The organism is Salinimicrobium catena, assembly GCF_900102915.1.
Classification (GTDB): Bacteria; Bacteroidota; Bacteroidia; order Flavobacteriales; family Flavobacteriaceae; genus Salinimicrobium; species Salinimicrobium catena.
The window spans coordinates 28,999-48,725 of record NZ_FNGG01000012.1; the positions used below are offsets into that span (position 1 = coordinate 28,999).

A 19,727-nucleotide genomic window follows, 5' to 3' on the forward strand; every position below is an offset into this window, starting at 1 on the left:
TTCGGGCTGCTAAAAAAATTAACAATTACAAGCATAATTTTTACACAATAATTTTAAGTTTAAGGAGTTATTGACTATGTTGCGCACTCGCTTAAAATACTGATTTATACTATATTAATGATGAATTTGGCAGGTTTGGTATGACTCTTGAACAATATTTAGCCCTTAACTAAAATTAACAGAACGATATGATAAACAAATTCTTGATCCTTGCGACTTTTCTAACTGCTTCTTTTGCATTTACCCCTAATACTTCTGAAAAAAATACGACTTCGGAACCTGCTGAAGCAAAAACTGCTGTGGCAGACCCGGCTTTATCGGCCGAAGATGAGATCAACCTGCTGTATGAGGCTTTTTCAGCTGAAAATGCTTCACTGCCATCGCGTACAGCTTTTACCAACGGTATTTTGGGCTATCAGAAGCTGGAAGAGGAAGGCAAGATCAAAAAAGAATTGCTTACCATAGTTGATTTCGGGCTTAATTCCACAGAAAAAAGAATGTGGATCCTGGATATGAAGTCTCAGAAAGTGCTTTATAACACCTATGTTTCCCACGGAAAGAACACCGGTGGAGATAAAGCGACCAATTTCTCAAATACTCCTAATTCCTTCCAGAGTTCCCTTGGGTTTTATGTAACCGCGGAAACTTACTACGGAAAGAACGGTCTTTCCCTGTTCATTGACGGGATGGAAGAAGGATTCAACAGCAACGCGAGAGAACGATATGTTGTAGTACACGGGGCAGATTATGCTACCCAGGATTTCATCGACCGCGCCGGAAGGCTTGGGAGAAGTTACGGATGTCCTGCCGTGCCGACCAAAGTTTCTAAAGAGATCATCAACAAGATAAAAGGACAATCTGTATTGTTCATTTATCACCCTAATAAGAATTACCTGGAGAACTCTAAGTACTTAAATTCAGGTGTAGCAGCTTAATCGGCACTTAAACGGGTGTAGATCTCCTTATCCAGCCTGTAAACATCTTCAGTAAATATAGTTTTACCACCGGCCCGCCAGGCAGTCCAGTAGAAATGATGGACCTGGATGGGCTGGTTTATTTTTACCTGAATTGTTTTCCCGGAGGCAATAGTTTCCCTGATCTTTTCTTCATTCCATTCCTCCTGGTCGCGCAGCACGTAACCTGACAGGTCGACCGCATTTTCAACCCTTACACAACCCGAGCTTTCTGCCCGCTGATTCTGGCTAAATAAATTTTGGGCTGGGGTATCGTGCAGATAAATAAGGTACTGGTTGGGATATATGATCTTAACCTGACCTAAAGGATTTGTTGGACCTGCTCTTTGGATAATGGTGTAAGATCGGGCCTGCGGACTGCTCCAGTCAATTTTTTCAGGATCAAGCAAAGTTCCGTCTTTGCTGTAGACCTTCATGTTTTTATTAGTGAGGTAAGACGGGTCCCTGGATACTTTGGGAATAATATCCTGGACCTTGATAGTGGGTGGAATGGTCCAGGTTGGATTGATAACCACATATCTTATGGTATCGCTGAAGATGGGAGTCTGTCTCGCCCTTGTCCCGGCGATGACGTTATGGGTTCTTACCGTATCTCCTTCCTTGACCACCGATAATTTGAACTGCGGAATGTTGATGAGGATATAATGCTCTCCCAGGTCCCGGGGATACCAGCGCCAGCGCTCCAGGTTGGCCAGGATCTGTTTGTACCGCTCGCCGACGGTCATGTTGAGCTCGGCAATGGTGGAATTCCCTATAAGCCCATCCATCTGCAAACCCTTTTCCTTTTGATAAGATCTGACCGCCTCCTGAAGTTTTGTTGAATAAATCGAATCCGTGAATTCTTCTGAAAGATGCCCCAGTTGCGTCAGCCGGTTGGCTATAGCCGAAAGCCGCGGATCCTTTTCTCCGGGTTTGATGAGCTCTCCTTCTCTGATCTTGTCAAAAGAAGATTCGCTTTCCCGGAGCTCGGCGTATTCCTGAAGGGAAACTTTTAGATCACGATAGATCTGGTGTGAAGGTTTAAGATCTTCAAGAGCTTCGGCAATATTATCATTTTCCAGCCCTTGCTGCAGGATCGCTGGCAGATCTTTGTTTTTCCGGGAAACTCCCCAGTTCTTGTACAGCTTCTTAGGATCGAGTTTTCCGTAGTAAAGATCGTGCGCGTAAGACAAGAAAGCCCCCGTGAGCTGAATATCCAGTTGAGCGGCTTCTTCTTGACCGAGCTCTGCTGCGTTTTCCAGCAAATGCCGGAGCTCTTCATGGTAATAATCCTTGATGGAAAGGCCTTCAGAATCTGCTTTTTGAAGCTCTCCCAGAAAAGCCGATCTCTTTTTAGGACTGGTCCAGACAGGAGCATAGCTTCGGATCTCATAGAATTTCGCGATTGTTGAATCGCCTTTCTTTTTAGACAACTGGCCTCTGATCTCTTCCGGAGAGGTTTCCAGTTCCTTTTCTGAAGCCTCTTCCGGAATATTTTCAGAAATGTTCACGGCAGGATCCTCCCCTGCAGGCTGTTGTTTTTGCTGCAGATCGTTGCAGGAAACCAGCAGGCAGAAAGAACCTGTTAAGAATAATATTTTTGGGAACCATTTTTTCATGAGTAGGGTTTTTCGGGATCGACCATGGGTATGTGAAAAGATCTTACCCCGGCTAATTATCGGTCAATACAGATGCTTCCGGGAAATATCTTCAGGGTTGCATTTTATTAGAAAGCCTTTCCGCATTCATTGGGGCTTGGGAGCCAGGCTTAAATTTCAGTAGCCTGCACTTCGCGATATTCCTCGTGGCGCTCAAATTGCTTGGCCGCATATTCGCAAAGCGGATCGATCTTGATCTCTTTTTCGCGCGCGTATTGCACACTGTGTTTGATGAGGGAACTGGCCAGTCCTTCTCCCGTATGTTCCGGTTCGGTTTCGGTATGGTCCAGGGTCATTACATTATTGTCGTTGAGGGTGTAAGTGAGTTCGGCGATAATGGTTTCGTCCTTCTCAATATAGAACATTCCTTTTCCTTCGGTTTCCTTTTGTTTGATATCGTGTTTCATTACTTGTGCTTTTTGATTACTTCATCCACAATTCCGTATTCTATGGATTCTGTGGCATCCATCCAGTAATCGCGGTTAAAATCCTTTATGATCCTTTCGTAGTCCTGATTACAGTTCTTTGCCAGGATCTTGGCGCTAAGGTCTTTGATTTTAAGGATCTCGGTCGCCTGGATCTCGATGTTGGAAGCCTGTCCCTGTGCGCCTCCGCTGGGCTGGTGGATCATCACCTTGGCATGCGGCTGTATGAACCTGTGGCCTTTCTTGCCTGCAGAAAGCAGGATAGAAGCCATGGAGGCCGCGATCCCGGTGCAAATGGTGGAGACCGGACTGTTGAGCGAAAGCATGGTGTCATAGATGGCGAAGCCGGCCGTAACATAGCCTCCGGGGCTGCTGATATAGAATTGGATCTCTTCATTGCCGGTAGCATCCAGGTACAACATTCTTTCTATAAGGTGCTTTGCTGCTTTGTCATCGATCATTCCCCATAAGAAGATCTTTCTTTCACTAAGGAGTGACCGGTCTATGACGTCCTGCAGTTTTCCGCGATTATCTGTATTGCCCATTTCTAATATTTTCTTGGATCGTTTAGCTAAAAATATGACTATTTTTGCGGAAAAGTCACGAATGAACCCGGCATTTAACAAGATTTTAAAGGAGCAAATTCCACAGATCCTCCCGCTGGTGCAGCGGTTGATGGAAAACCAGTTTTCAGATGAGATCCTGCAGGAACGCTTTGAAGAAATGTTCACGCAAAACTATGAATGCTTCGGAATTTATCTCGAAGAGAAGCTAGTAGGTGTCTTCGGCATGTGGTTCATGACCCGGCACTACGCGGGCAGGTCTTGCGAACCCGACCATATCTATATAGATGAGGCTTACCGAAGCAAAGGAATGGGAAAGAAGTTGTTCGAATTCATCTATGCCTACGCGCGTGAAAAGGGTTGTGAAACCTCAGAACTAAATAGTTACGTCCACAACTTTCGCAGTCACAAATTCTACCTCAATGAGGACTACGTCATCAAGGGCTATCATTTTTTGAAAAAGCTTTGATTTTTTTTGAGAGATAAGAACTTTCAGATTATATTTGCAGGGCAATTGGGTAAGGCAGCCGCCGCTTCTCAATTAGATCTATCAACGCGGGAGTAGCTCAGTTGGTAGAGCGTCAGCCTTCCAAGCTGAATGTCGCCGGTTCGAACCCGGTCTCCCGCTCAAAGCCTCGTCGAAAGACGAGGCTTTTTTATGACGTCACGCTCGGGCTCCTCGAAGTCTCTTGACTTCGAGGTATTTTCAACCGCGCTCTGCGAAGCCGCGCTCCTCGAAGTCTCCTGACTTCGTGTTTTCTCTTTTCAAAGCGGTTTCTCGCGCTCCGCGAAGTCTCCTGACTTCGAGTTATTTTATAGTTATATTCACGCTCCTCGAAGTCTCTTGACTTCGAGGTATTTTCAACCGCGCTCTGCGAAGCCGCGCTCCTCGAAGCCTCCTGACTTCGTGTTTTCTCTCTACAAAGCGGTTTCCGTTGCTGTTACTTTTGCATAACAATATATTGCTAGAAGCAAATTGTTATGCTTTTATTTTTGCCAAAATGTTAATACTTTCTTTAAATTTTAGTATAAAAATTTGTTTGATTGGGAATTTTTGTAGTTTTCTACTAACCAACCAACTAAAACCCTAATTATATGACCAGGAAGAATCCTTATTTTTTGATCGGTACCCTCGGTATGTTAATGACCTCTATCTTTAATATCCTGTTGGAAACCATAGTGGCAGAAGGAAGTCTTATCTCTTCATTTTCTCTCCTGTATCCGGTATTCATCGCTTTTCTTTTAGTTGGAGCAGGAAATATGGTAAGACACCAGCATAGATCGCATCAGATAAATTAGTAATTTCCCGCCTCTTAAACTTAGAGGTGAAAATGAACATACGCAACCTTGCTGCAACCGGCACGGCAGACATTGTAGAATGCCTTTTATCCGCTTTTTCCAATTATTTTGTACAGCTGCCTTCAGAGGTTTATTATTGGGAAGACCGCTTTAAAGCGGCCCGTGTAGATCTTACTCTTTCCTTCGGAATGTTCGATGAGGATAAACTTGTGGGGTTCATCATCAATGGTATTGACCACCACAATGGCAAGCTCACCGCTTTCAACTCCGGTACGGGCGTACTTCCTGCCTACCGCGGAAAAGCCGTTGTAGACCAACTATATGAACACGCCATTCCCTTGTTCAAAGAGCGCGGGGTTGAAAAATGTATGCTGGAGGTAATACAGGAAAATGAGCGGGCGCTAAAAGTGTACAAAAGAATAGGATTTGATATTTCCAGAAGCCTTACCGCCTGGAAAGGCAGCCTTGAAAATGATAATTCTCGGTATGATCTTAAAGAAGTCAATTTTCAGGAGATCCTGGATAAGGGTTTATATAGATCTGAATTGTATTCCTGGGACAATATGGCCGAAGCCGTGTTGCTTTCCGAAGCAAATAAAAAGAGTTACCTGGTTTCAGATAAAAACGGGGAACTAAAAGGCTATTTTACAATAGGTGCCAACGGGATGGTAGCGCAGGTTTTCGCGGTTGAGAAAAAACATCATTCCGAAGTTGTCAAGAGTATTGCTGGAGTATCTCCTGAAGTGCGTTTTGGAAATATCCCTCTGGAAAGACAAAAGCTGATAGGCAGTCTTCAAAAACTGGGATTTGAGAATACCGTGAACCAGTACGAAATGGAATACCTGCTTTAATTACTGGTCATCTTCATTTATCTCTCCGGCCTTCTTTAGTGCGAAACGCGTAACGAAAGGAGTGGTCAATTCAAACAGGATAGTAGACCCCAAAATGATGTTGAGCAGCAGGGAACCTGATTCTTCAAATCCCGGCTGATTGGTAGCTCTTATGGCAAGGCCTATTGCCACCCCGGCCTGCGGAAAAAGACAGAGGCCCAGCAACCGCCGTGTTTTTTTCTCTGTTCCAATCAGGCGCATTCCTGTATAGGCACCGGAATATTTTCCCAGAGTTCGCAGGACTACATAAAGCAGCACCAGGTAAAGGGAGTTCAAAAATGCATTTATTTCAAAGTGTATTCCCGCAAGGGTGAAAAAGAACAGGAAAACCAGTTCTTCGATATGCTGCAGGGGCAACAGCCATTCTGCCTGTTTCTTGGGGTAGAACATCACAGAAACGAACCCGAGGGTCATACAACTCAAGAGCAGGGAAAACTTCAGGAGCACCGAGATCCCGAAAACCAGGAAGATGAAGCCAATGATGGTGGCCAGTCGCAATTCCTCCTTTTCCAGGCGCTTCCCAACATGTCCCAGCGCAACGCCAAAAACTCCACCCAGCAGGAGAGAACCGCCTACTTCTTTGAGCCCTTCCAGAATGCTTCCGGAGAAATTGCCTTCAGCGCCTAATCCTAAAATCAGTGTAAAGAAAATGATCCCCACCGCATCATCAATGGCGATGACACCCAACAGGGAATTCGTGAGCTTTCCTTTAGCCTTGTATTCCTCGATGATGCCCAAAGTGGCAGCCGGGGCTGTTGCCGTTGCTACCGCGCCATAGACCAGCGCGTGGTAAAAAGTGATCTCCTGTAAGCTGCCTATCATCATGCTGAGACCCCACAATCCCAGTCCTACAAAGATAAGCACGCCAATGGATTGACCTATCACGGTGGCGGTCACCACGCCTTCTTCTTTTTTAAGATCTGCAGGATTGATCTCAGAACCTATAATGTAGGCTATAATTCCAAGGGCGATATCGGTCAAGACGGGCGACCAGCCTTCCGTAGAAAAATTTAAGACTCCGCCCAACAGGCCCGGAGAAAACAGCACTCCCACCAGGATATAGATCACGATGCGCGGGAAATTCACTTTTTCTGAAAGCAGTCCCAGGAGGGAGCCAAGGGTGATGAGTACCCCCATGATGAGAACGGCTGGAATTTCCTGTGGCATAAATTGGTTGATTTTCTTAAAGTTAAGAATTGGCAGAAGATTGTCCAAGGAGAAGCAGCAGCAGTTGTTCGGTTTCAATAATCTTGCTTTCTTTTCCTATTTTTAAGTCATGAACAAAAAAGCAATGGAACGAGATAACATATTGCCAAAAGAGGGGGAAGCCTATTACTTCGGAAGTATTCTGACTCCCAAAGAAGCCGATTATTATTTCGAAAGACTTTTTAAAACCATAGACTGGCAGCAGGATGAGGTGATCATATTCGGAAAAAGGATCGTCACAAAGAGGAAGACGGGCTGGTATGGCGAAAAAGAATTTGAGTACACCTATTCTAAGATCACCCGCAAAGCGAAGATCTGGACGCCTGAACTGGTCGCACTGATGAAGCTTGTGGAAAAAAGAACCGGGCTGGAGTTCAATTCCTGCCTGCTCAACCTGTATCACAGCGGGGAGGAAGGTATGTCCTGGCACAGTGATGCCGAGGCCGAACTGGGAAAGGATCCTGCCATCGCCTCGCTCAGCCTGGGAGCCGAACGCAAATTCGTACTGAAAAATAAAGCTTCAGGAGAGAAAATTTCCCTGGAACTGGAAAACGGCAGTCTGCTGCTCATGAAAGGGCAAACCCAGAAATTCTGGCTGCACAGCCTTCCGAAGACAAAAAAGGTAAAAGAGCCTCGCATCAATCTTACCTTCAGAAAGATCGTAAAGACTAAAAAATAGAAAAGCCGGTAAGGGTGGTAAGCCTTTCCAAAGCGGCCATTCCCAAAGCCGAATTTCCTTTAGGGTTCAGCGGCGGACTCCAAACCGCAACGGCGTAGTGGTAGGGATTCACAGCAACAATGCCTCCGCCCACGCCACTTTTTCCGGGCAGGCCTACCTCAAAACTGAATTCCCCTGCCTCGTCGTAAAACCCGCAGGTCTGCATCAGGGCGTTGATACGTTTCACTTGCCTTCCCGTGAGGAACTCCCGGTCTGAATCCAGCACCGTTCCGTGGTTGGCAAAAATGATGAAAGCCTGTGCCAGTTCGCGGCAGGACATGGCGATGGAACACTGGTGAAAATAAAAATCCAGCACCTTCTCCACATCGTTCTCGATGTTTCCGAAAGACTTCAGGTAGTTGACCATGGCATAATTGCGGTAACCTTCGGCCTGTTCAGAAGCCGCAACGGTGGTGTCAAAATCAATGCTCGAGTCGCCGGTGATCTCGTGCAGAAAAGCCAGCAATGCTGCTTTTGGATTGGTGAAGTAAGAGACCAGTACATCGGCCACGACCAGGGCGCCGGCGTTTATATAAGGATTCCGGGGAATACCTGAATCATTTTCCAGCTGCGAAAGTGAATTAAAAGGGTCACCTGAAGGTTCTACTCCCACGCGGTTCCACAAGTCATCGCCCACTACTTTCATAGCCAGGGCCAAAGTAAATACCTTGGAGATAGACTGAATAGAAAAACGTTCGTTGCTGTCCCCGAAATTGTAGTTGTTCCCTTCCAGGTCGTACAGGTGCATCCCGAACTTATCAGAAGGCACCTTGGCCAGTTCGGGAATATAGGAGGCCACCTTCCCGGAGGGATGTATATCGGCGAATTCCTGCTGTATCTGGTTCAGAACCTTCTGGTAATCTATGTTAGCTGAGGTCATTGAACAGGGTTTCAGGTTCTACCTCATAAGGTTCTTTTCCGGCCTTGAAAATGCGAGCAGAAAGTTCCCCTTTCAAAATGATGTTTTGATCCTTCACTTCCAGCCAGCTGCCTTCTCTTAAACCTACCACCGGCGGAGTATTGAACTGGTGGAATTCCTTGATGCGGGTTTCCCGGGTCTCGCCCTTGTGGGTGGAATTCGGGTCGGGATCCAGGTAATGCGGATTGATATTGAAAGGCACGAAACCAAGGGTTTTAAAACTTGGCGGGTAGACTATAGGCATATCGTTGGTGGTCTTCATGGTGAGGCCGCCAATATTCGTGCCCGCGCTGGTGCCCAGGTAAGGAGTTCCTTTTTCTATCGCGTCTTTGAGCGGGGTGAGCAGGTTGTGGTAATACAATTGTTCCACCAGTAAAAAGGTATTCCCGCCGCCGGTAAAGATGCCTTCTGCGCCGGCGACAGCATCTGCCGCATTATCAAATTCATGGATGCCTTTTACGTTAAGCCCAATTTTTTCAAAGGCTTTTTTTGCCAGTTGGGTGTATTCGTCATGAGAGATCCCGCCGGGCCGTGCGTAGGGAATGAACAGGATCTCGGTACAGCCTTTAAAATGCTCTTTTAGGGTCGGCAATATATATTCAAGGTAATCCTGTCCGTGTAGGGTTGAGGTGCTCGCCAGGATGAGGTTTTTCATAGTCGGAGGTTTTTTGTAAAAGTAGGCATTTGAAGTGAAGAAGTAAAGTTGTGACGGAGTGATGTTGTGATCATGTGATGTGGTGATCCAGTAGTACAATATTCATCACCCCTTCAATTCGTCATCTCATTACTGACTTATAATTAATCTAAGGTTTTGATCAACTTTAGCAACATTCTTCTGATGTATATGACTTCTTCCTTTAAGGTGGGGGATTCCTTTAGAAATTGCAGTCGGGTTGAGATCGTGAGAAGGGTTTCGATCTCTGCCAGTGAACCGAGTGAGATGTATAAAAAGCGACTGAACTCTTTACTGCCTTTTCTTGCGGCACCCTCAGCAATATTTGAAGGGACAGATACTGCTGCTCGTCTGAGCTGACTGGTGACTCCAAATTTCTCTTCGGATGGGAAGGTTTGGGTTAATTTGTAAATTTCTTCTACAAGGTCGAGGGATTTCTGATAAACGGTTAGATCTTGATGACTTTTCATTTTGGTTGGTTTTTAGTTGTTTACATTAAAATACGGAAATATTTTTTCACGTGATTATTGGTGACCAAGTGATCATGTGATCCTTGATCACTCCATCACTTCGTTTCCCCATCATTCCATCACTCCATCACTCCGTTTCTCCATCACTGCGTCACTCCATCAATGCGTCACTCCATCAATGCGTCACTCCATCACTGCGTCACTCCATCACTGCGTCACTCCATCACTCCGTCACTCCATCACTACTTTAACTAAAGTTTAGTCGGCATTTACATTTTTATAAACATTAGATTTTGTTTATTTAAGAAAAGCCGAGCTATGAAAACCTTAGCAACTATAAGCCTTTTGCTGTTTACCTGTCTTGGATTTTCCCAGCGGGTAGTGATCAACGGGGAAATAAAAGTGCCGGTGGGAGAGGACCCGCAGGGGATCTCTGTGGTAAACACCACCGCCATGCGCGCGACTATTTCCAATGAAGCGGGATTGTTCCAGATCACTGCTGCGGAAGGGGATACGCTGCAGTTTTCTGCCTTGCAGTTCCAGGATTTCTCGGTGATCGTAGATGAAGGGGTGATCAATACCCGGCGGCTGAATGTCTTTGTCTCTGAAGCGGTGACCGAGCTGCCCGAAGTGGTGGTTACCCCATATGACCTCTCCGGAAATGTGCGCGTGGACGTGCAGATCATTCCCACCGAAGAGCTTGACCTGCCCACGAAGTCGGCTGCGGAAGTGAATCCGTATGAATATGAATTTCGTCCGGATTCTCTGGTTTCTCCGCCCAACGCTGCCATGCGCAGCAGCATGATCTACAACGGAGCGAATTTCGCCAATATTTTCAGACATATCGTTTCTCCTCGCGGCGTGATCACCAATGTGGACCGGGATGAGAGGCTTGAGGAAAAACTACTGGAGCTTCGCAGCGACGATTTCTATGAAGAGCAGCTGAATATAGATGACGACCAGCTGAAAGAATTTATCTACTTTGCAGCCGATAATGGCCTCACAAAAGACATGCTGAAGCCGAAAAACGAAATGCAGTTGATCGAATTCCTTGTGGCCCGCAGCGTGGAATTCAACCAGATGAAGGCGGGGGAGTAGTTGTTAGTTTCTTGTTTGTGGTTCATGGTTTGTTGTTCTTGAATTGTCATCTGTGGAGTCCTGAATACGGTTGACGGTCTTTAATGTGAAGTAGCTTCACAACACAAAACGGTAAACAGAAAACGCCAAAATTAGAACTTTAAACTTGGAACATTAAACCTTTATAGATCTCTCGTCGCTGCATTTCGCTCTCGTTCTATGCAGCTCTGTCGAGATGACAAACGTCATTGTTGAACAGAGGGCAGAGGACTGTGGACGGGTTAATCGGGGAATGGTGATTAGGGATTGGATTATTTCGCTGTTGGCTGTTGGTTGTTGGCTGTGGGCTGTTGGCTGTTCAAAATTGGTTAATTGGAGATCGGTTAATTAGGGATTGGATTTTTTTTTTACCTGAAACACTTTTTCGGCTCCCTTTAGGGCCGGGGCAAATCGAAAAAGAGTAAGAACCGGAAAAATCTCTCGTTGTTGCAACTTGGACCTTGCGTCCATCTAAACATTGAACGGTAAACCGCAAACGGCAAACAACGAACAATAGGATCACAGCGTTACTCCATCACTCCATCACTCCGTCACTCCTTCCCAAAATACCCCTTCAACACCTGCCCAAACTCATAAATATCTTCAAACGAACAATAAAAAGGTGCCGGCGCTAACCTTATCACATTAGGTTCCCGCCAGTCGGTAATTACGCCGTTTTTCATGAGATAGTTGAATAGATCTTTTCCCTGTCCGTGCAGGAAAACGGAAAGTTGAGTTCCCCTTTCTTTTGGGGTTATGATCTCGAAGTCCCCTCCTACTTCTTTCGCTACTTCCTGCAAGATGAACTCGAGGTAAGCCACGATCTTATCACGCTTTTGGATCAAGGCGGGCATTTCCACTTCCTCAAAAAGCTCCAAAGATGCCAGGTAAGGCGCCAGGGCCAGAATAGGAGCGTTACTTATTTGCCAGGCATGTGCGGTGGGCTCCGGTTGGAATTCGGGTTCCATCAAGAACCTTCTCTCTTTATTATGTCCCCACCAGCCTTCAAGCCGAGGGATGTCTTTTCTGTTGTGGTATTGCTCGTGGATAAAGCAGCCGGAGGCATTCCCCGGCCCGGAGTTCATGTATTTGTAACTGCACCAGGCGGCGAAATCCACGCCCCAGTCGTGTAGTTTTAACTCAATATTTCCCGCAGCGTGTGCCAGGTCCCAACCCACAAAAGCACCGATTTCTTTACCGGCTTTTGTGATGGTCTTCATATCGAGCACCTGTCCGTTGTAGTAGTTTACGCCGCCCATTAAAACCAGGGCGCACTCCTCTCCTACTTCTTCAATCATCTGCAGGATATCTTCTGTCCTGAAATGATGCTCCCCTTCCCTTTTTTTCACCTCCACAATGACCTCTTTGGGATCCAACCCATGAAACCTCACCTGGCTCGCTATCATGTACTGGTCACTGGGAAATGCTTTTTCTTCCATGATGATCTTGAAACGCTTTGAAGTCGGTCTGTAAAAAGAAACCATGAGTAAATGTAAATTCACCGTCAGGGTGTTCATCACCGTTACTTCCTCCGGTTTCGCACCCACGATAGGCGCCAGCTTAGCCGAGAACCTCTCATGGTAATCCCACCAGGCTTTCTTCCCCTGGAAATGTCCTTCCACCGCAAGCTCTGCCCAGTCGGTCATCACCTCATCCACATATTCCTTAGCTTTTTTAGGCTGCAGCCCCAGGGAATTCCCGGTGAAGTAGATCACTTTTTTGCCGTTAACCTTTGGGAACAGAAATTCCTTTCGGTAGGATCTTAACGGGTCTTCTTTGTCTAGTTCTTGTGCGTATTGGAGGGTGTTTTGGAAGTTCATGCTGTGAAGTTTGGCTCAAAAATAAGAAAGTCGGTTGAAAGAGCCATTGGCTGTTGGCTTTTATGAGTGGACAGAGGACGGAGGACAGTGGATCGGGGATTGGGGATTGGATTTTTTTTTGAATACCTTTTCCGGCTCCTCCCGAAACGTCGGGATAGGGCAGTGCAAAACGAAAAAAGAGTAAATGACTGTGAGATCCCTCGTCGCTGCTTCTCCCTACCGGTCAAACCAGCTCTGTCGGGATGACAGACAGATACCGAGAAGGACAAATTCGAAAAAAGAGTTTGGAATTTGGTGCTTGTAATTTAATAGTTAACTATTTCCTCCTGGAAATAGTTAATCCGTCTCTAACCGGCAGCATTACCGTTTCCAGCCGGTCATCTTCTGCCAATAGTTTATTGTACTCCAAAAGCGCTTTGGTGGATTCATCATCATCCTTCACCTGCTCCACCACTTTGCCACTCCACAGGACATTATCAGAAATAATGATCCCGCCGGGATTCAGCTTTTCCATTATCAATTCGAAATATTTCGGATAATTAGGTTTATCGGCGTCGATGAACACGAGATCGAACTTCTCCTTTAGCGAAGGGATGATCTCTGTGGCATCGCCCAGATGCTGTTTTATCTGCTCCCTGTATTCGGAAGCATCAAAATACTTCTTCTGAAGATCGAACAGCTCCTCGTTGATGTCAATGGTGTGCAGCACTCCGTCCGATTTCATTCCTTCCGCCAGACACAAAGCCGAATAGCCGGTATAGGTACCGATCTCCAAAATATGCTTCGGGTTCACCATTTTCGACAACAGACTCAGTAGCCTTCCCTGGTAATGCCCGCTAAGCATTCGTGGCTGCAAAACCTTCTGATTTGTCTCCCGGTTCAGTTGTTGAAGCAGTTCGGGTTCTTTCGCGGAATGAGCCACTACGTAATCATCGATGTTTTGAGGGAGGAAATGCATTTTTTAGACGTGAGACTTTAGACGTGAGACTTTAGATTTTTGAGGGCTAAAATACTATTTTTATAGCTCTTGGCTGTTGGCCATTGGCTATTAGCCAATTTCTCTAGCCGTGTTTATTACCTGCCTTGCAATTTGCCATACAAGCTATTGAGGCTTCTCTGTATCACCTGCAACTCGTCCACCACCTTGTTTAGTTCTTCTTGCTTTAAATAACCAACCTCTTGACAAATAATGAGCAGCGTTTCAGTTTCAAATGCAGAACCCAAAGCTATTTCCACAAATCGGGCAAAATCTTTTTCTGAATGTCTGGAGCATCCTTCTGAAATATTGGAAGGAATTGAAACACTTGCCCGCCTGATCTGACTGATGATCCCGAATTTTTCGTAATCAGGCAAATGCTGTGTTAAAATATAAATGCCACCTGTGAAGGCAATTCCTCTTTTCCATACATCATACTCTCTAAAGTTTCTCATTACTTCTAATTTTACGATAATTAAGAAAGATAGAGAAATAATTCATTTGTCTAGTGAGAAAACGAACTAAAGAAGGTGGAAAAAAGCTAAGAGCTAATAGCTAACAGCTAAAGGCCAACTCTAAAAACGACGTTTCACCGACCCCGTGATCTCCTCGATATCTTCCTTTACCTGGTCGATCTCTTTCTTCACATCGTCGGTCATGCCCTGGGTGTCCATGCCGTGCTTTTCAGCGCTGCGCATCACTTCCCCTTTGATGTCGTTGGTAGCGTTCTTAATATGGCGCATACCCTGCCCCAATCCCTTGGCGATTTCGGGGATCTTATCGGCTCCGAATACCATCACCAGTATGAAAATGATGAAGGCGATCTCGGCTCCACTAATAAAAAGAGGCAGTGTGATCATAGGCTGCAAATATACTCACATTTCCAGTCATTAAAAAAGCCGACTTGTTAAAAAACCACCCCGTCCTCCGGGCACCCTTCCTTAAAAGGAGGGGGCTATAACGGGGTGCAAATACTGCTAATCTTCGTCACTAAAGGAGTACCATCTTCAAAAAAGCAGGACATAAAAAACCCTCCGAATGGAGGGTTTAATTTGTTATTTGAAGCTCCCCTCCTTCCCAAGGAGGGGAAAGTCTGCCGCAAGGCGGACAGGGGTGGTTTACCCCTGGTTCTTCGCTTTGAACTCCTGGAACTTGTCCACTTCCGTAGCCTGTGGCCACGAGTTGTTCTCCAGGTTCACATCTGCAGTTTCAAGATCGGGGTCAACCACGATCTTGGTGATCTCCTTATCTGTAGCCATAGATCTACTTACCTGCTGATCATTCTTTCTCCAGATCTGTGCCGGGTAGGTCACTTTCTCGGTAGTACCGTCAGCATAAGTGTATTCTACAATAATTGGCATTACGAGGCCTCCGGGTTTGTTAAATGTCACCTCGTAGAAATACTTGGGCATCTTTAGTCTTTCACGCTGCTGCGGTGTGAAGTTATCCATAAGATATTCCTTTAGGGTAGGCGCATTCTCTACCGGCGTACCGCCTTTAAGGCTGGCTTCCATCTCCTCGCTGTCTTCAGCCACTACATACAAAGCTTCAACTGCAGAAGGATCCTGCACGCCATAGCGCTGCAACATTTCCTTACCTTCTTTGGTAGGCTTATCGGTCACGTAATATTTTTTCACACCTTCCACGCCAATATCTACATAGTCAGTGGTGTAGAACCAGCCTCTCCAGAACCAGTCAAGGTCAACGGCCGAAGCATCTTCCATTGTTCTGAAGAAATCTTCAGGAGTTGGGTGTTTGAACATCCAGCGCTGAGAGTACGTTTTGAACGCATGGTCAAAAAGCTCTTTTCCCATTACTGTTTCTCTAAGGATATTAAGTGCTGTCGCAGGCTTTCCGTATGCGTTGTTACCCAGCTGATAAACATTCTCCGGATTGGACATGATAGGCGCGATGTATTTCTGATCTCCTTTCATGTAGTTCACGATCTTACTTGGCTCTCCCCTTCTTGAAGGATATTTGGTATTTGGCGCGATATCTTCAGGGTACCTTTCCCCATATTCCTGCTCTGCAATGTACTGCATAAAGGTATCCAGACCTTCATCCATCCATCCCCACTGGCGCTCGTCAGAATTCACGATCATAGGGAAGAAGTTGTGCCCCACCTCGTGGATGATCACACTCATCATTCCGTATTTAACACGGTCGCTGTAGTTTCCGTCTTCATCCGGACGCCCGTAGTTCCAGCAGATCATTGGGTACTCCATTCCCTGGTTCTTGGCGTGTACAGAAATAGCCTTGTGGTATGGGTATTCAAAGGTATGGTCTGAATAGGACTGCAGGGTATGCGCTACTACTTTGGTAGAGTATTCTTCCCACAGCGGATTCCCTTCTTTAGGGTACATGGAAACTGCCATCACATCCTTGTCGCCCACCTTAACGGCCATCATATCCCAGATGAACTTTCGTGAAGTGGCAAAGGCGAAATCACGTACCATTTCAGCCTTCAGTTTCCAGGTCTTTTTCTTGTCTGAAAAGCCTTTTTCGGCTGCTTCTGCCTCTTCCTGGGTCACGATCATCACCGGTTTATCATAGGTCTTTTTAGCCTTTTCATAGCGGCGCATCATCTCTTTGCTGAAAACCTCTTTTCTGTTCTGAAGTTCTCCCGTTCCGTCAAGCACATGGTCTGCAGGCACGGTGATGTTCACCTCATAATCCCCGAAAGGAAGCGCGAACTCGCCATTCCCCCAGAACTGGTAGTTCTGCCAGCCTTCCACGTCATTGTAAACGGCCATTCTTGGGAAGAACTGAGCGATCACGTATGCGTTGTTCCCGTCTTTTGGGAAATGCTCAAAACCTGAACGGGCGCGGTTGGTCACGTGGTTGTTCACGTTGTACCACCAGGCTATGTCAAAGGTGTAGCTCTCTCCTGCCTTCAATGGCTGCGGAAGGTCCACCCTCATCATGGTGTTGTTGATGAATGTCTTAAGCGGCTTTCCGTTGGCGCTAACTTCAGTGATGTTGAATCCGCCATCGAAAGGTTCTTCCATATATTCCGAAACGAAGCTTCCGGGCTGTGAAACCGGCGCGATGCCATTCCCGTCTTTCAGCTTAGCAACAGCGTCTTTTGAACGGATGTTCTGGTCCAGCTGCACCCAAAGATATTCAAGATCATTAGGAGAATTGTTGTGGTAAGTAATGGTCTCACGGCCGGTAAGCTTCTGCGTCTTATCGTCCAGCTCGATGTCCATCTTATAGTCGGCCTCGTTCTGGTAGTATGCAGGGCCGGGCGCACCGCTACCTGTGCGGTACTGGTTTGGGGTGGCAAACTCCTGGTAGAGCTGCCTGAACTTGTTCTGATTGATGTGTCCTTGTTCCCTTACTTCTGTTTGTTGTTCGGTCTCCTGAGCCAGGAGTCCGGCCGAAAACAAAAAGAAAAAAGCAGCAAGTGCGGTTCTAAATGATCTCATGTTTAAAATTTAAGTTTAGGTTGCTAAAAATAATTGAATTCTGAAGTTTCACAATCTATTTCCCGAAATTTAAGGTGCCGCGAAGTTCGTTGCGGGAAAGCAATAGGCTTTTGATCTTACCGTCGCGTTCTACTTTCACCACGTTCTTTTGCTCCGGAAAAAGGTCGGTCAAAATCCCGTTTTCCACGGAAATATTTTTAAAAGGCTTCACCTGTTCCACTTCCAGGTACACCAGCAGCTGGTCTTTATCATATTCCTTTCCTATGTAGCTGAAGGTTTGCGGCTTCCCGTCCACACTGATCATCAGCTTATCCCGGAAGTATTTTTCCACGTATTGGTCCGCACTCTCATGCTCGCCCTCCTTCAGCAGGAAAAGCTCTTCACTGTAGCGGGTTTGCAGCAACTTTTCCAGGTCATCTACAAATACATAAGAAATGATCTGCAGGGAACGATTTTCTTCGTTGTATTCGATATCGGTGGCGCTTACGTAAAACTTATGGGCTGCGGTAAAAGCCAGGAGTGGCAGCAAGGCCAGAAATAGTAATAATCTCTTTCTCATATTGTATTTATGGAAGTCATCACCTGTAAATCAAATACTGTTCCACTAAAATGCGGGTAATTTTGAGATAACTTCAAGCATAAGACGCTGAAACGGGAGAAAAGTTTAATGAAACGGGATATTTTGAGGATGGGGATTAGGGATTGAGGATCGGGGATTGGGGATTGATTTTTGTTGCAGGTTGCCGGTTACCTGTTTCCGGGAAAATGCATTAGTCCATAGGAGAATGATTTAAGGTGACTAGCTGCGAGTTGCGGGTTTAAAAAACATTAGCTATTCGCTAGCTTTTGGTTGTTTATTCCTGCACAATTTTTCACCTCCTCCTGAAGAATAGGTTCCGTACGTTCGTCATACTGAATTTAAAATCTCTCGAGTTGCGGGTTATTATTCCACGGACGGAAACTTAACTCCTTGTCCGTCTGCTTTTTCGGCTCCCTTTAGGGTTGGGGTAAAACGAAAAAGAATAAAGAGATCCCTCGTCCCTGTTCTCCCTTTCGGTTGAAGCAACTCTGTCGGGATGACAACATCACCAAACCACAAACTATAAAAAACTTACATTTTTCTGAATTCCTCACTTTCCTCCATCAAATACTGCAGTCTGTCCATTTCTTGTCCCTTTTGAAGCAGTTCCTGCGGAAAATCCTTTTCATACAGGAAATCCATGAAATTGCTGATCTGCTCGGCAGGTAAACCAAAAGATTCTTCAAAAAAGGCATTATCGTAGGAAGCTCTCAGGCTTCTTGCCAGTTCTATCCTGGTTAATACAGGTGGCTCACGAGGTTTTTCCTTCTTTCTGGGTACAACCAGGTTCACCACCTTTTCCAGGAGCCCGAAAATGTTCACTCCATACCGCATTTTTTTCCCTCCCACGGCTGCATTTTCCACCCCCGTTTGCATATCGGGCCGCATTTCATAGTCGTTAAAGTTAAAGTTCATGGGCGGGAGCTCAATTTCCACCACCTCGATGTTTTCGGCATCGGTTTCCAGGTTCCCGGTAAGATCGTGCGGCCTTACCACCACTTCGGGCAGTTCATTCACTCCTTCGCTGATCTCTACATTAAGCTGCCCCGCTTTTACTATCTCCTCATCGATCACTACCAGAAGTTCGCCATATTGTACCGCGGAAAAATAGATGGAATCCCCTGCTTTTATTTTTAGTTTGAAATCGCCTTTTTGAGAAGAAACTGTACCGTGTCCGGAATTCTTATTGTAAACGGTGATCCCTTCCGGCTCAGCACCTGCGGGAACCTTAATATTGCCTTCTATCTCCTTGCGATCAGAGAACTGGGCAGAAGAAATGCTGAAAAAGAGCAAAAATATTACTAAGAAGAACTGCTTCATTGTAGTAAAGAAACAGATTTTTTTTTAAACGGAAGGGGAATTAAGACTGGGGATCGGTTAATTGGGGATTGGTTAATTTGAGATGGGAATTGTTTTCATATGCTGTTTGACGGGATTGTCAGACTGAGCTGCCCGAAGGACACGGTCGAAGTCGCTTTGGAGCAGAAATTCAGATCGAAGTAATATTAGCTCAGCGAAGATCTGCGGAATCTGCGGGAAATATTGGAATTTGGAATTTCGTGACCTCCGAAAAGACTCCGACCATCCTCCCTCAGTCGGAGCTCAGTCTGACATTCCTGTGCAATAACCGGAGATCTCTCGTCCCTGCTTTTCCCTTTCGATCAAAGCAGCTCTGTCGAGATTGTCGGGTACTGAAATAGGTTGACCGTTTTACGGAGTTTAAAACAACTCAGTATTATGGCAAAACCACAAGATTTTTCTAAAGAAGCGTCACAACGAGTAAATCGTTATTTTAGTGATAGCTTTAAGCGTAAAAAAGTTCGGGAAATTGAAAGGAACCTCACCACAGTTTCAGAGGTTAGCAAAGAGTATGAAGTGTCTACAACGGCAGTTTATAAATGGCTGGACAAATACTCCCGTAATCGCAAAAGAGGTGTAAAACAAGTTGTAGAACTTATGAGTGATACCCGTAAAATTCAGGACTTGAAGGCTAAGATCCGGGAATTGGAACAACTGGTGGGTCAGAAACAATT

Annotated in this window: 21 protein-coding genes and 1 tRNA gene; 8 read left to right on the forward strand and 14 right to left on the reverse strand. The window is 45.8% G+C overall.

What is annotated here, in order from left to right; genetic code table 11:
* Positions 1-188 precede the first annotated feature (188 nt).
* Positions 189-935, forward strand: coding sequence for a murein L,D-transpeptidase catalytic domain family protein (locus BLS64_RS14100; RefSeq protein ID WP_093114369.1), 747 nt, complete (start codon positions 189-191; stop codon positions 933-935).
* Here BLS64_RS14100 and BLS64_RS14105 read toward each other — a convergent pair.
* From BLS64_RS14105 to BLS64_RS14115, 3 genes are all read right to left on the reverse strand, one after another.
* The gene (locus BLS64_RS14105; protein WP_093114371.1) at positions 932-2,572 is read right to left on the reverse strand and encodes a L,D-transpeptidase family protein; all 1,641 of its coding nucleotides are present in this window, start codon (positions 2,570-2,572) and stop codon (positions 932-934) included. The genes BLS64_RS14100 and BLS64_RS14105 overlap by 4 nt on opposite strands.
* A 149-nt stretch (positions 2,573-2,721) precedes the next feature.
* Positions 2,722-3,018, reverse strand: coding sequence for a GNAT family N-acetyltransferase (locus BLS64_RS14110; protein WP_093114372.1), 297 nt, complete (start codon positions 3,016-3,018; stop codon positions 2,722-2,724).
* Positions 3,018-3,581, reverse strand: coding sequence for a ClpP family protease (locus BLS64_RS14115; RefSeq protein ID WP_093114374.1), 564 nt, complete (start codon positions 3,579-3,581; stop codon positions 3,018-3,020). The genes BLS64_RS14110 and BLS64_RS14115 overlap by 1 nt, the downstream gene beginning before the upstream one ends.
* A gap of 34 nt (positions 3,582-3,615) precedes the next feature.
* Here BLS64_RS14115 and BLS64_RS14120 point away from each other — a divergent pair, with 34 nt between their 5' ends.
* The 4 genes from BLS64_RS14120 to BLS64_RS14135 all read left to right on the forward strand — a co-directional run bounded on the left by BLS64_RS14120 (position 3,616) and on the right by BLS64_RS14135 (position 5,749).
* The gene (locus tag BLS64_RS14120) at positions 3,616-4,068 is read left to right on the forward strand and encodes a GNAT family N-acetyltransferase (RefSeq protein ID WP_093114375.1); all 453 of its coding nucleotides are present in this window, start codon (positions 3,616-3,618) and stop codon (positions 4,066-4,068) included.
* Between the two features lie 86 nt (positions 4,069-4,154).
* A tRNA-Gly gene (locus tag BLS64_RS14125) sits at positions 4,155-4,227 on the forward strand.
* Between the two features lie 467 nt (positions 4,228-4,694).
* Positions 4,695-4,898, forward strand: coding sequence for a hypothetical protein (locus BLS64_RS14130; protein WP_093114377.1), 204 nt, complete (start codon positions 4,695-4,697; stop codon positions 4,896-4,898).
* A gap of 32 nt (positions 4,899-4,930) precedes the next feature.
* Positions 4,931-5,749 (forward strand): GNAT family N-acetyltransferase, encoded by an 819-nt coding sequence (locus BLS64_RS14135; protein WP_093114378.1) that lies wholly within the window; start codon positions 4,931-4,933, stop codon positions 5,747-5,749.
* On the opposite strand, the gene BLS64_RS14140 is transcribed toward BLS64_RS14135, so the two are convergent.
* Positions 5,750-6,955, reverse strand: a complete 1,206-nt coding sequence (locus BLS64_RS14140) for a cation:proton antiporter (RefSeq protein ID WP_093114380.1) — start codon at positions 6,953-6,955, stop codon at positions 5,750-5,752. It lies immediately after the preceding gene.
* A 124-nt stretch (positions 6,956-7,079) separates the two neighbouring features.
* On the opposite strand from BLS64_RS14140, the gene BLS64_RS14145 reads away from it, so the two are divergent.
* Positions 7,080-7,673 (forward strand): alpha-ketoglutarate-dependent dioxygenase AlkB family protein, encoded by a 594-nt coding sequence (locus BLS64_RS14145; protein WP_245693488.1) that lies wholly within the window; start codon positions 7,080-7,082, stop codon positions 7,671-7,673.
* Here the strand turns inward: BLS64_RS14145 and BLS64_RS14150 are convergent.
* The 3 genes from BLS64_RS14150 to BLS64_RS14160 form a co-directional block, all read right to left on the reverse strand.
* Complete coding sequence (locus BLS64_RS14150; RefSeq protein ID WP_093114400.1) at positions 7,663-8,577, reverse strand: glutaminase; 915 nt, start codon at positions 8,575-8,577, stop codon at positions 7,663-7,665. The two genes, BLS64_RS14145 and BLS64_RS14150, sit on opposite strands and share 11 nt — an antisense overlap.
* 1 nt (position 8,578) lies before the next feature.
* Positions 8,579-9,286 carry a dipeptidase PepE gene (gene pepE / locus BLS64_RS14155; RefSeq protein ID WP_093114383.1) on the reverse strand — a complete coding sequence of 236 codons (708 nt, stop codon included), beginning with the start codon at positions 9,284-9,286 and terminating at the stop codon, positions 8,579-8,581.
* Positions 9,287-9,429: 143 nt separating this feature from the next.
* Positions 9,430-9,774: a four helix bundle protein gene (locus BLS64_RS14160; RefSeq protein WP_093114385.1), complete on the reverse strand. Its 345-nt coding sequence runs from the start codon at positions 9,772-9,774 to the stop codon at positions 9,430-9,432.
* Between the two features lie 318 nt (positions 9,775-10,092).
* On the opposite strand from BLS64_RS14160, the gene BLS64_RS14165 reads away from it, so the two are divergent.
* Positions 10,093-10,872, forward strand: a complete 780-nt coding sequence (locus BLS64_RS14165) for a peptidase associated/transthyretin-like domain-containing protein (protein ID WP_093114386.1) — start codon at positions 10,093-10,095, stop codon at positions 10,870-10,872.
* Positions 10,873-11,441: 569 nt separating this feature from the next.
* Here BLS64_RS14165 and kynU read toward each other — a convergent pair.
* The 7 genes from kynU to BLS64_RS14200 form a co-directional block, all read right to left on the reverse strand.
* The gene (gene kynU / locus BLS64_RS14170; RefSeq protein ID WP_093114388.1) at positions 11,442-12,710 is read right to left on the reverse strand and encodes a kynureninase; all 1,269 of its coding nucleotides are present in this window, start codon (positions 12,708-12,710) and stop codon (positions 11,442-11,444) included.
* Between the two features lie 316 nt (positions 12,711-13,026).
* Positions 13,027-13,668, reverse strand: coding sequence for an O-methyltransferase (locus BLS64_RS14175; protein ID WP_093114389.1), 642 nt, complete (start codon positions 13,666-13,668; stop codon positions 13,027-13,029).
* A gap of 116 nt (positions 13,669-13,784) precedes the next feature.
* On the reverse strand, positions 13,785-14,141 hold the full coding sequence (locus tag BLS64_RS14180) for a four helix bundle protein (protein ID WP_093114391.1): 357 nt from the start codon (positions 14,139-14,141) through the stop codon (positions 13,785-13,787).
* 120 nt (positions 14,142-14,261) lie between these two features.
* The gene (locus BLS64_RS14185; RefSeq protein ID WP_093114392.1) at positions 14,262-14,546 is read right to left on the reverse strand and encodes a Sec-independent protein translocase subunit TatA/TatB; all 285 of its coding nucleotides are present in this window, start codon (positions 14,544-14,546) and stop codon (positions 14,262-14,264) included.
* A gap of 258 nt (positions 14,547-14,804) precedes the next feature.
* Positions 14,805-17,114 carry a M1 family metallopeptidase gene (locus BLS64_RS14190; protein ID WP_093114394.1) on the reverse strand — a complete coding sequence of 770 codons (2,310 nt, stop codon included), beginning with the start codon at positions 17,112-17,114 and terminating at the stop codon, positions 14,805-14,807.
* A 55-nt stretch (positions 17,115-17,169) separates the two neighbouring features.
* The gene (locus tag BLS64_RS14195; protein ID WP_093114395.1) at positions 17,170-17,673 is read right to left on the reverse strand and encodes a DUF6702 family protein; all 504 of its coding nucleotides are present in this window, start codon (positions 17,671-17,673) and stop codon (positions 17,170-17,172) included.
* 552 nt (positions 17,674-18,225) lie between these two features.
* Entirely contained in the window at positions 18,226-19,014 is a 789-nt protein-coding gene (locus BLS64_RS14200; RefSeq protein WP_093114397.1) for a peptidase associated/transthyretin-like domain-containing protein, read from the reverse strand.
* A 417-nt stretch (positions 19,015-19,431) separates the two neighbouring features.
* On the opposite strand from BLS64_RS14200, the gene BLS64_RS14205 reads away from it, so the two are divergent.
* Positions 19,432-19,727, forward strand: a 296-nt coding sequence (locus BLS64_RS14205) for a transposase (RefSeq protein WP_143019336.1), incomplete at its 3' end; no start/stop codon positions are given.

Bases quoted from the DNA above. Each gene is read 5' to 3' on its own strand.
- BLS64_RS14105 (WP_093114371.1), bottom strand. From the start codon at position 2,572: ATGAAAAAATGGTTCCCAAAAATATTATTCTTAACAGGTTCTTTCTGC.
- BLS64_RS14115 (WP_093114374.1), bottom strand. From the start codon at position 3,581: ATGGGCAATACAGATAATCGCGGAAAACTGCAGGACGTCATAGACCGG.
- BLS64_RS14185 (WP_093114392.1), bottom strand. From the start codon at position 14,546: ATGATCACACTGCCTCTTTTTATTAGTGGAGCCGAGATCGCCTTCATC.
- BLS64_RS14165 (WP_093114386.1), top strand. From the start codon at position 10,093: ATGAAAACCTTAGCAACTATAAGCCTTTTGCTGTTTACCTGTCTTGGA.
- BLS64_RS14190 (WP_093114394.1), bottom strand. From the start codon at position 17,114: ATGAGATCATTTAGAACCGCACTTGCTGCTTTTTTCTTTTTGTTTTCG.
- BLS64_RS14100 (WP_093114369.1), top strand. From the start codon at position 189: ATGATAAACAAATTCTTGATCCTTGCGACTTTTCTAACTGCTTCTTTT.
- BLS64_RS14140 (WP_093114380.1), bottom strand. From the start codon at position 6,955: ATGCCACAGGAAATTCCAGCCGTTCTCATCATGGGGGTACTCATCACC.
- BLS64_RS14130 (WP_093114377.1), top strand. From the start codon at position 4,695: ATGACCAGGAAGAATCCTTATTTTTTGATCGGTACCCTCGGTATGTTA.
- BLS64_RS14145 (WP_245693488.1), top strand. From the start codon at position 7,080: ATGGAACGAGATAACATATTGCCAAAAGAGGGGGAAGCCTATTACTTC.
- BLS64_RS14160 (WP_093114385.1), bottom strand. From the start codon at position 9,774: ATGAAAAGTCATCAAGATCTAACCGTTTATCAGAAATCCCTCGACCTT.
- BLS64_RS14195 (WP_093114395.1), bottom strand. From the start codon at position 17,673: ATGAGAAAGAGATTATTACTATTTCTGGCCTTGCTGCCACTCCTGGCT.
- BLS64_RS14175 (WP_093114389.1), bottom strand. From the start codon at position 13,668: ATGCATTTCCTCCCTCAAAACATCGATGATTACGTAGTGGCTCATTCC.
- BLS64_RS14180 (WP_093114391.1), bottom strand. From the start codon at position 14,141: ATGAGAAACTTTAGAGAGTATGATGTATGGAAAAGAGGAATTGCCTTC.
- BLS64_RS14135 (WP_093114378.1), top strand. From the start codon at position 4,931: ATGAACATACGCAACCTTGCTGCAACCGGCACGGCAGACATTGTAGAA.
- BLS64_RS14110 (WP_093114372.1), bottom strand. From the start codon at position 3,018: ATGAAACACGATATCAAACAAAAGGAAACCGAAGGAAAAGGAATGTTC.
- BLS64_RS14120 (WP_093114375.1), top strand. From the start codon at position 3,616: ATGACTATTTTTGCGGAAAAGTCACGAATGAACCCGGCATTTAACAAG.
- pepE (WP_093114383.1), bottom strand. From the start codon at position 9,286: ATGAAAAACCTCATCCTGGCGAGCACCTCAACCCTACACGGACAGGAT.
- BLS64_RS14200 (WP_093114397.1), bottom strand. From the start codon at position 19,014: ATGAAGCAGTTCTTCTTAGTAATATTTTTGCTCTTTTTCAGCATTTCT.
- kynU (WP_093114388.1), bottom strand. From the start codon at position 12,710: ATGAACTTCCAAAACACCCTCCAATACGCACAAGAACTAGACAAAGAA.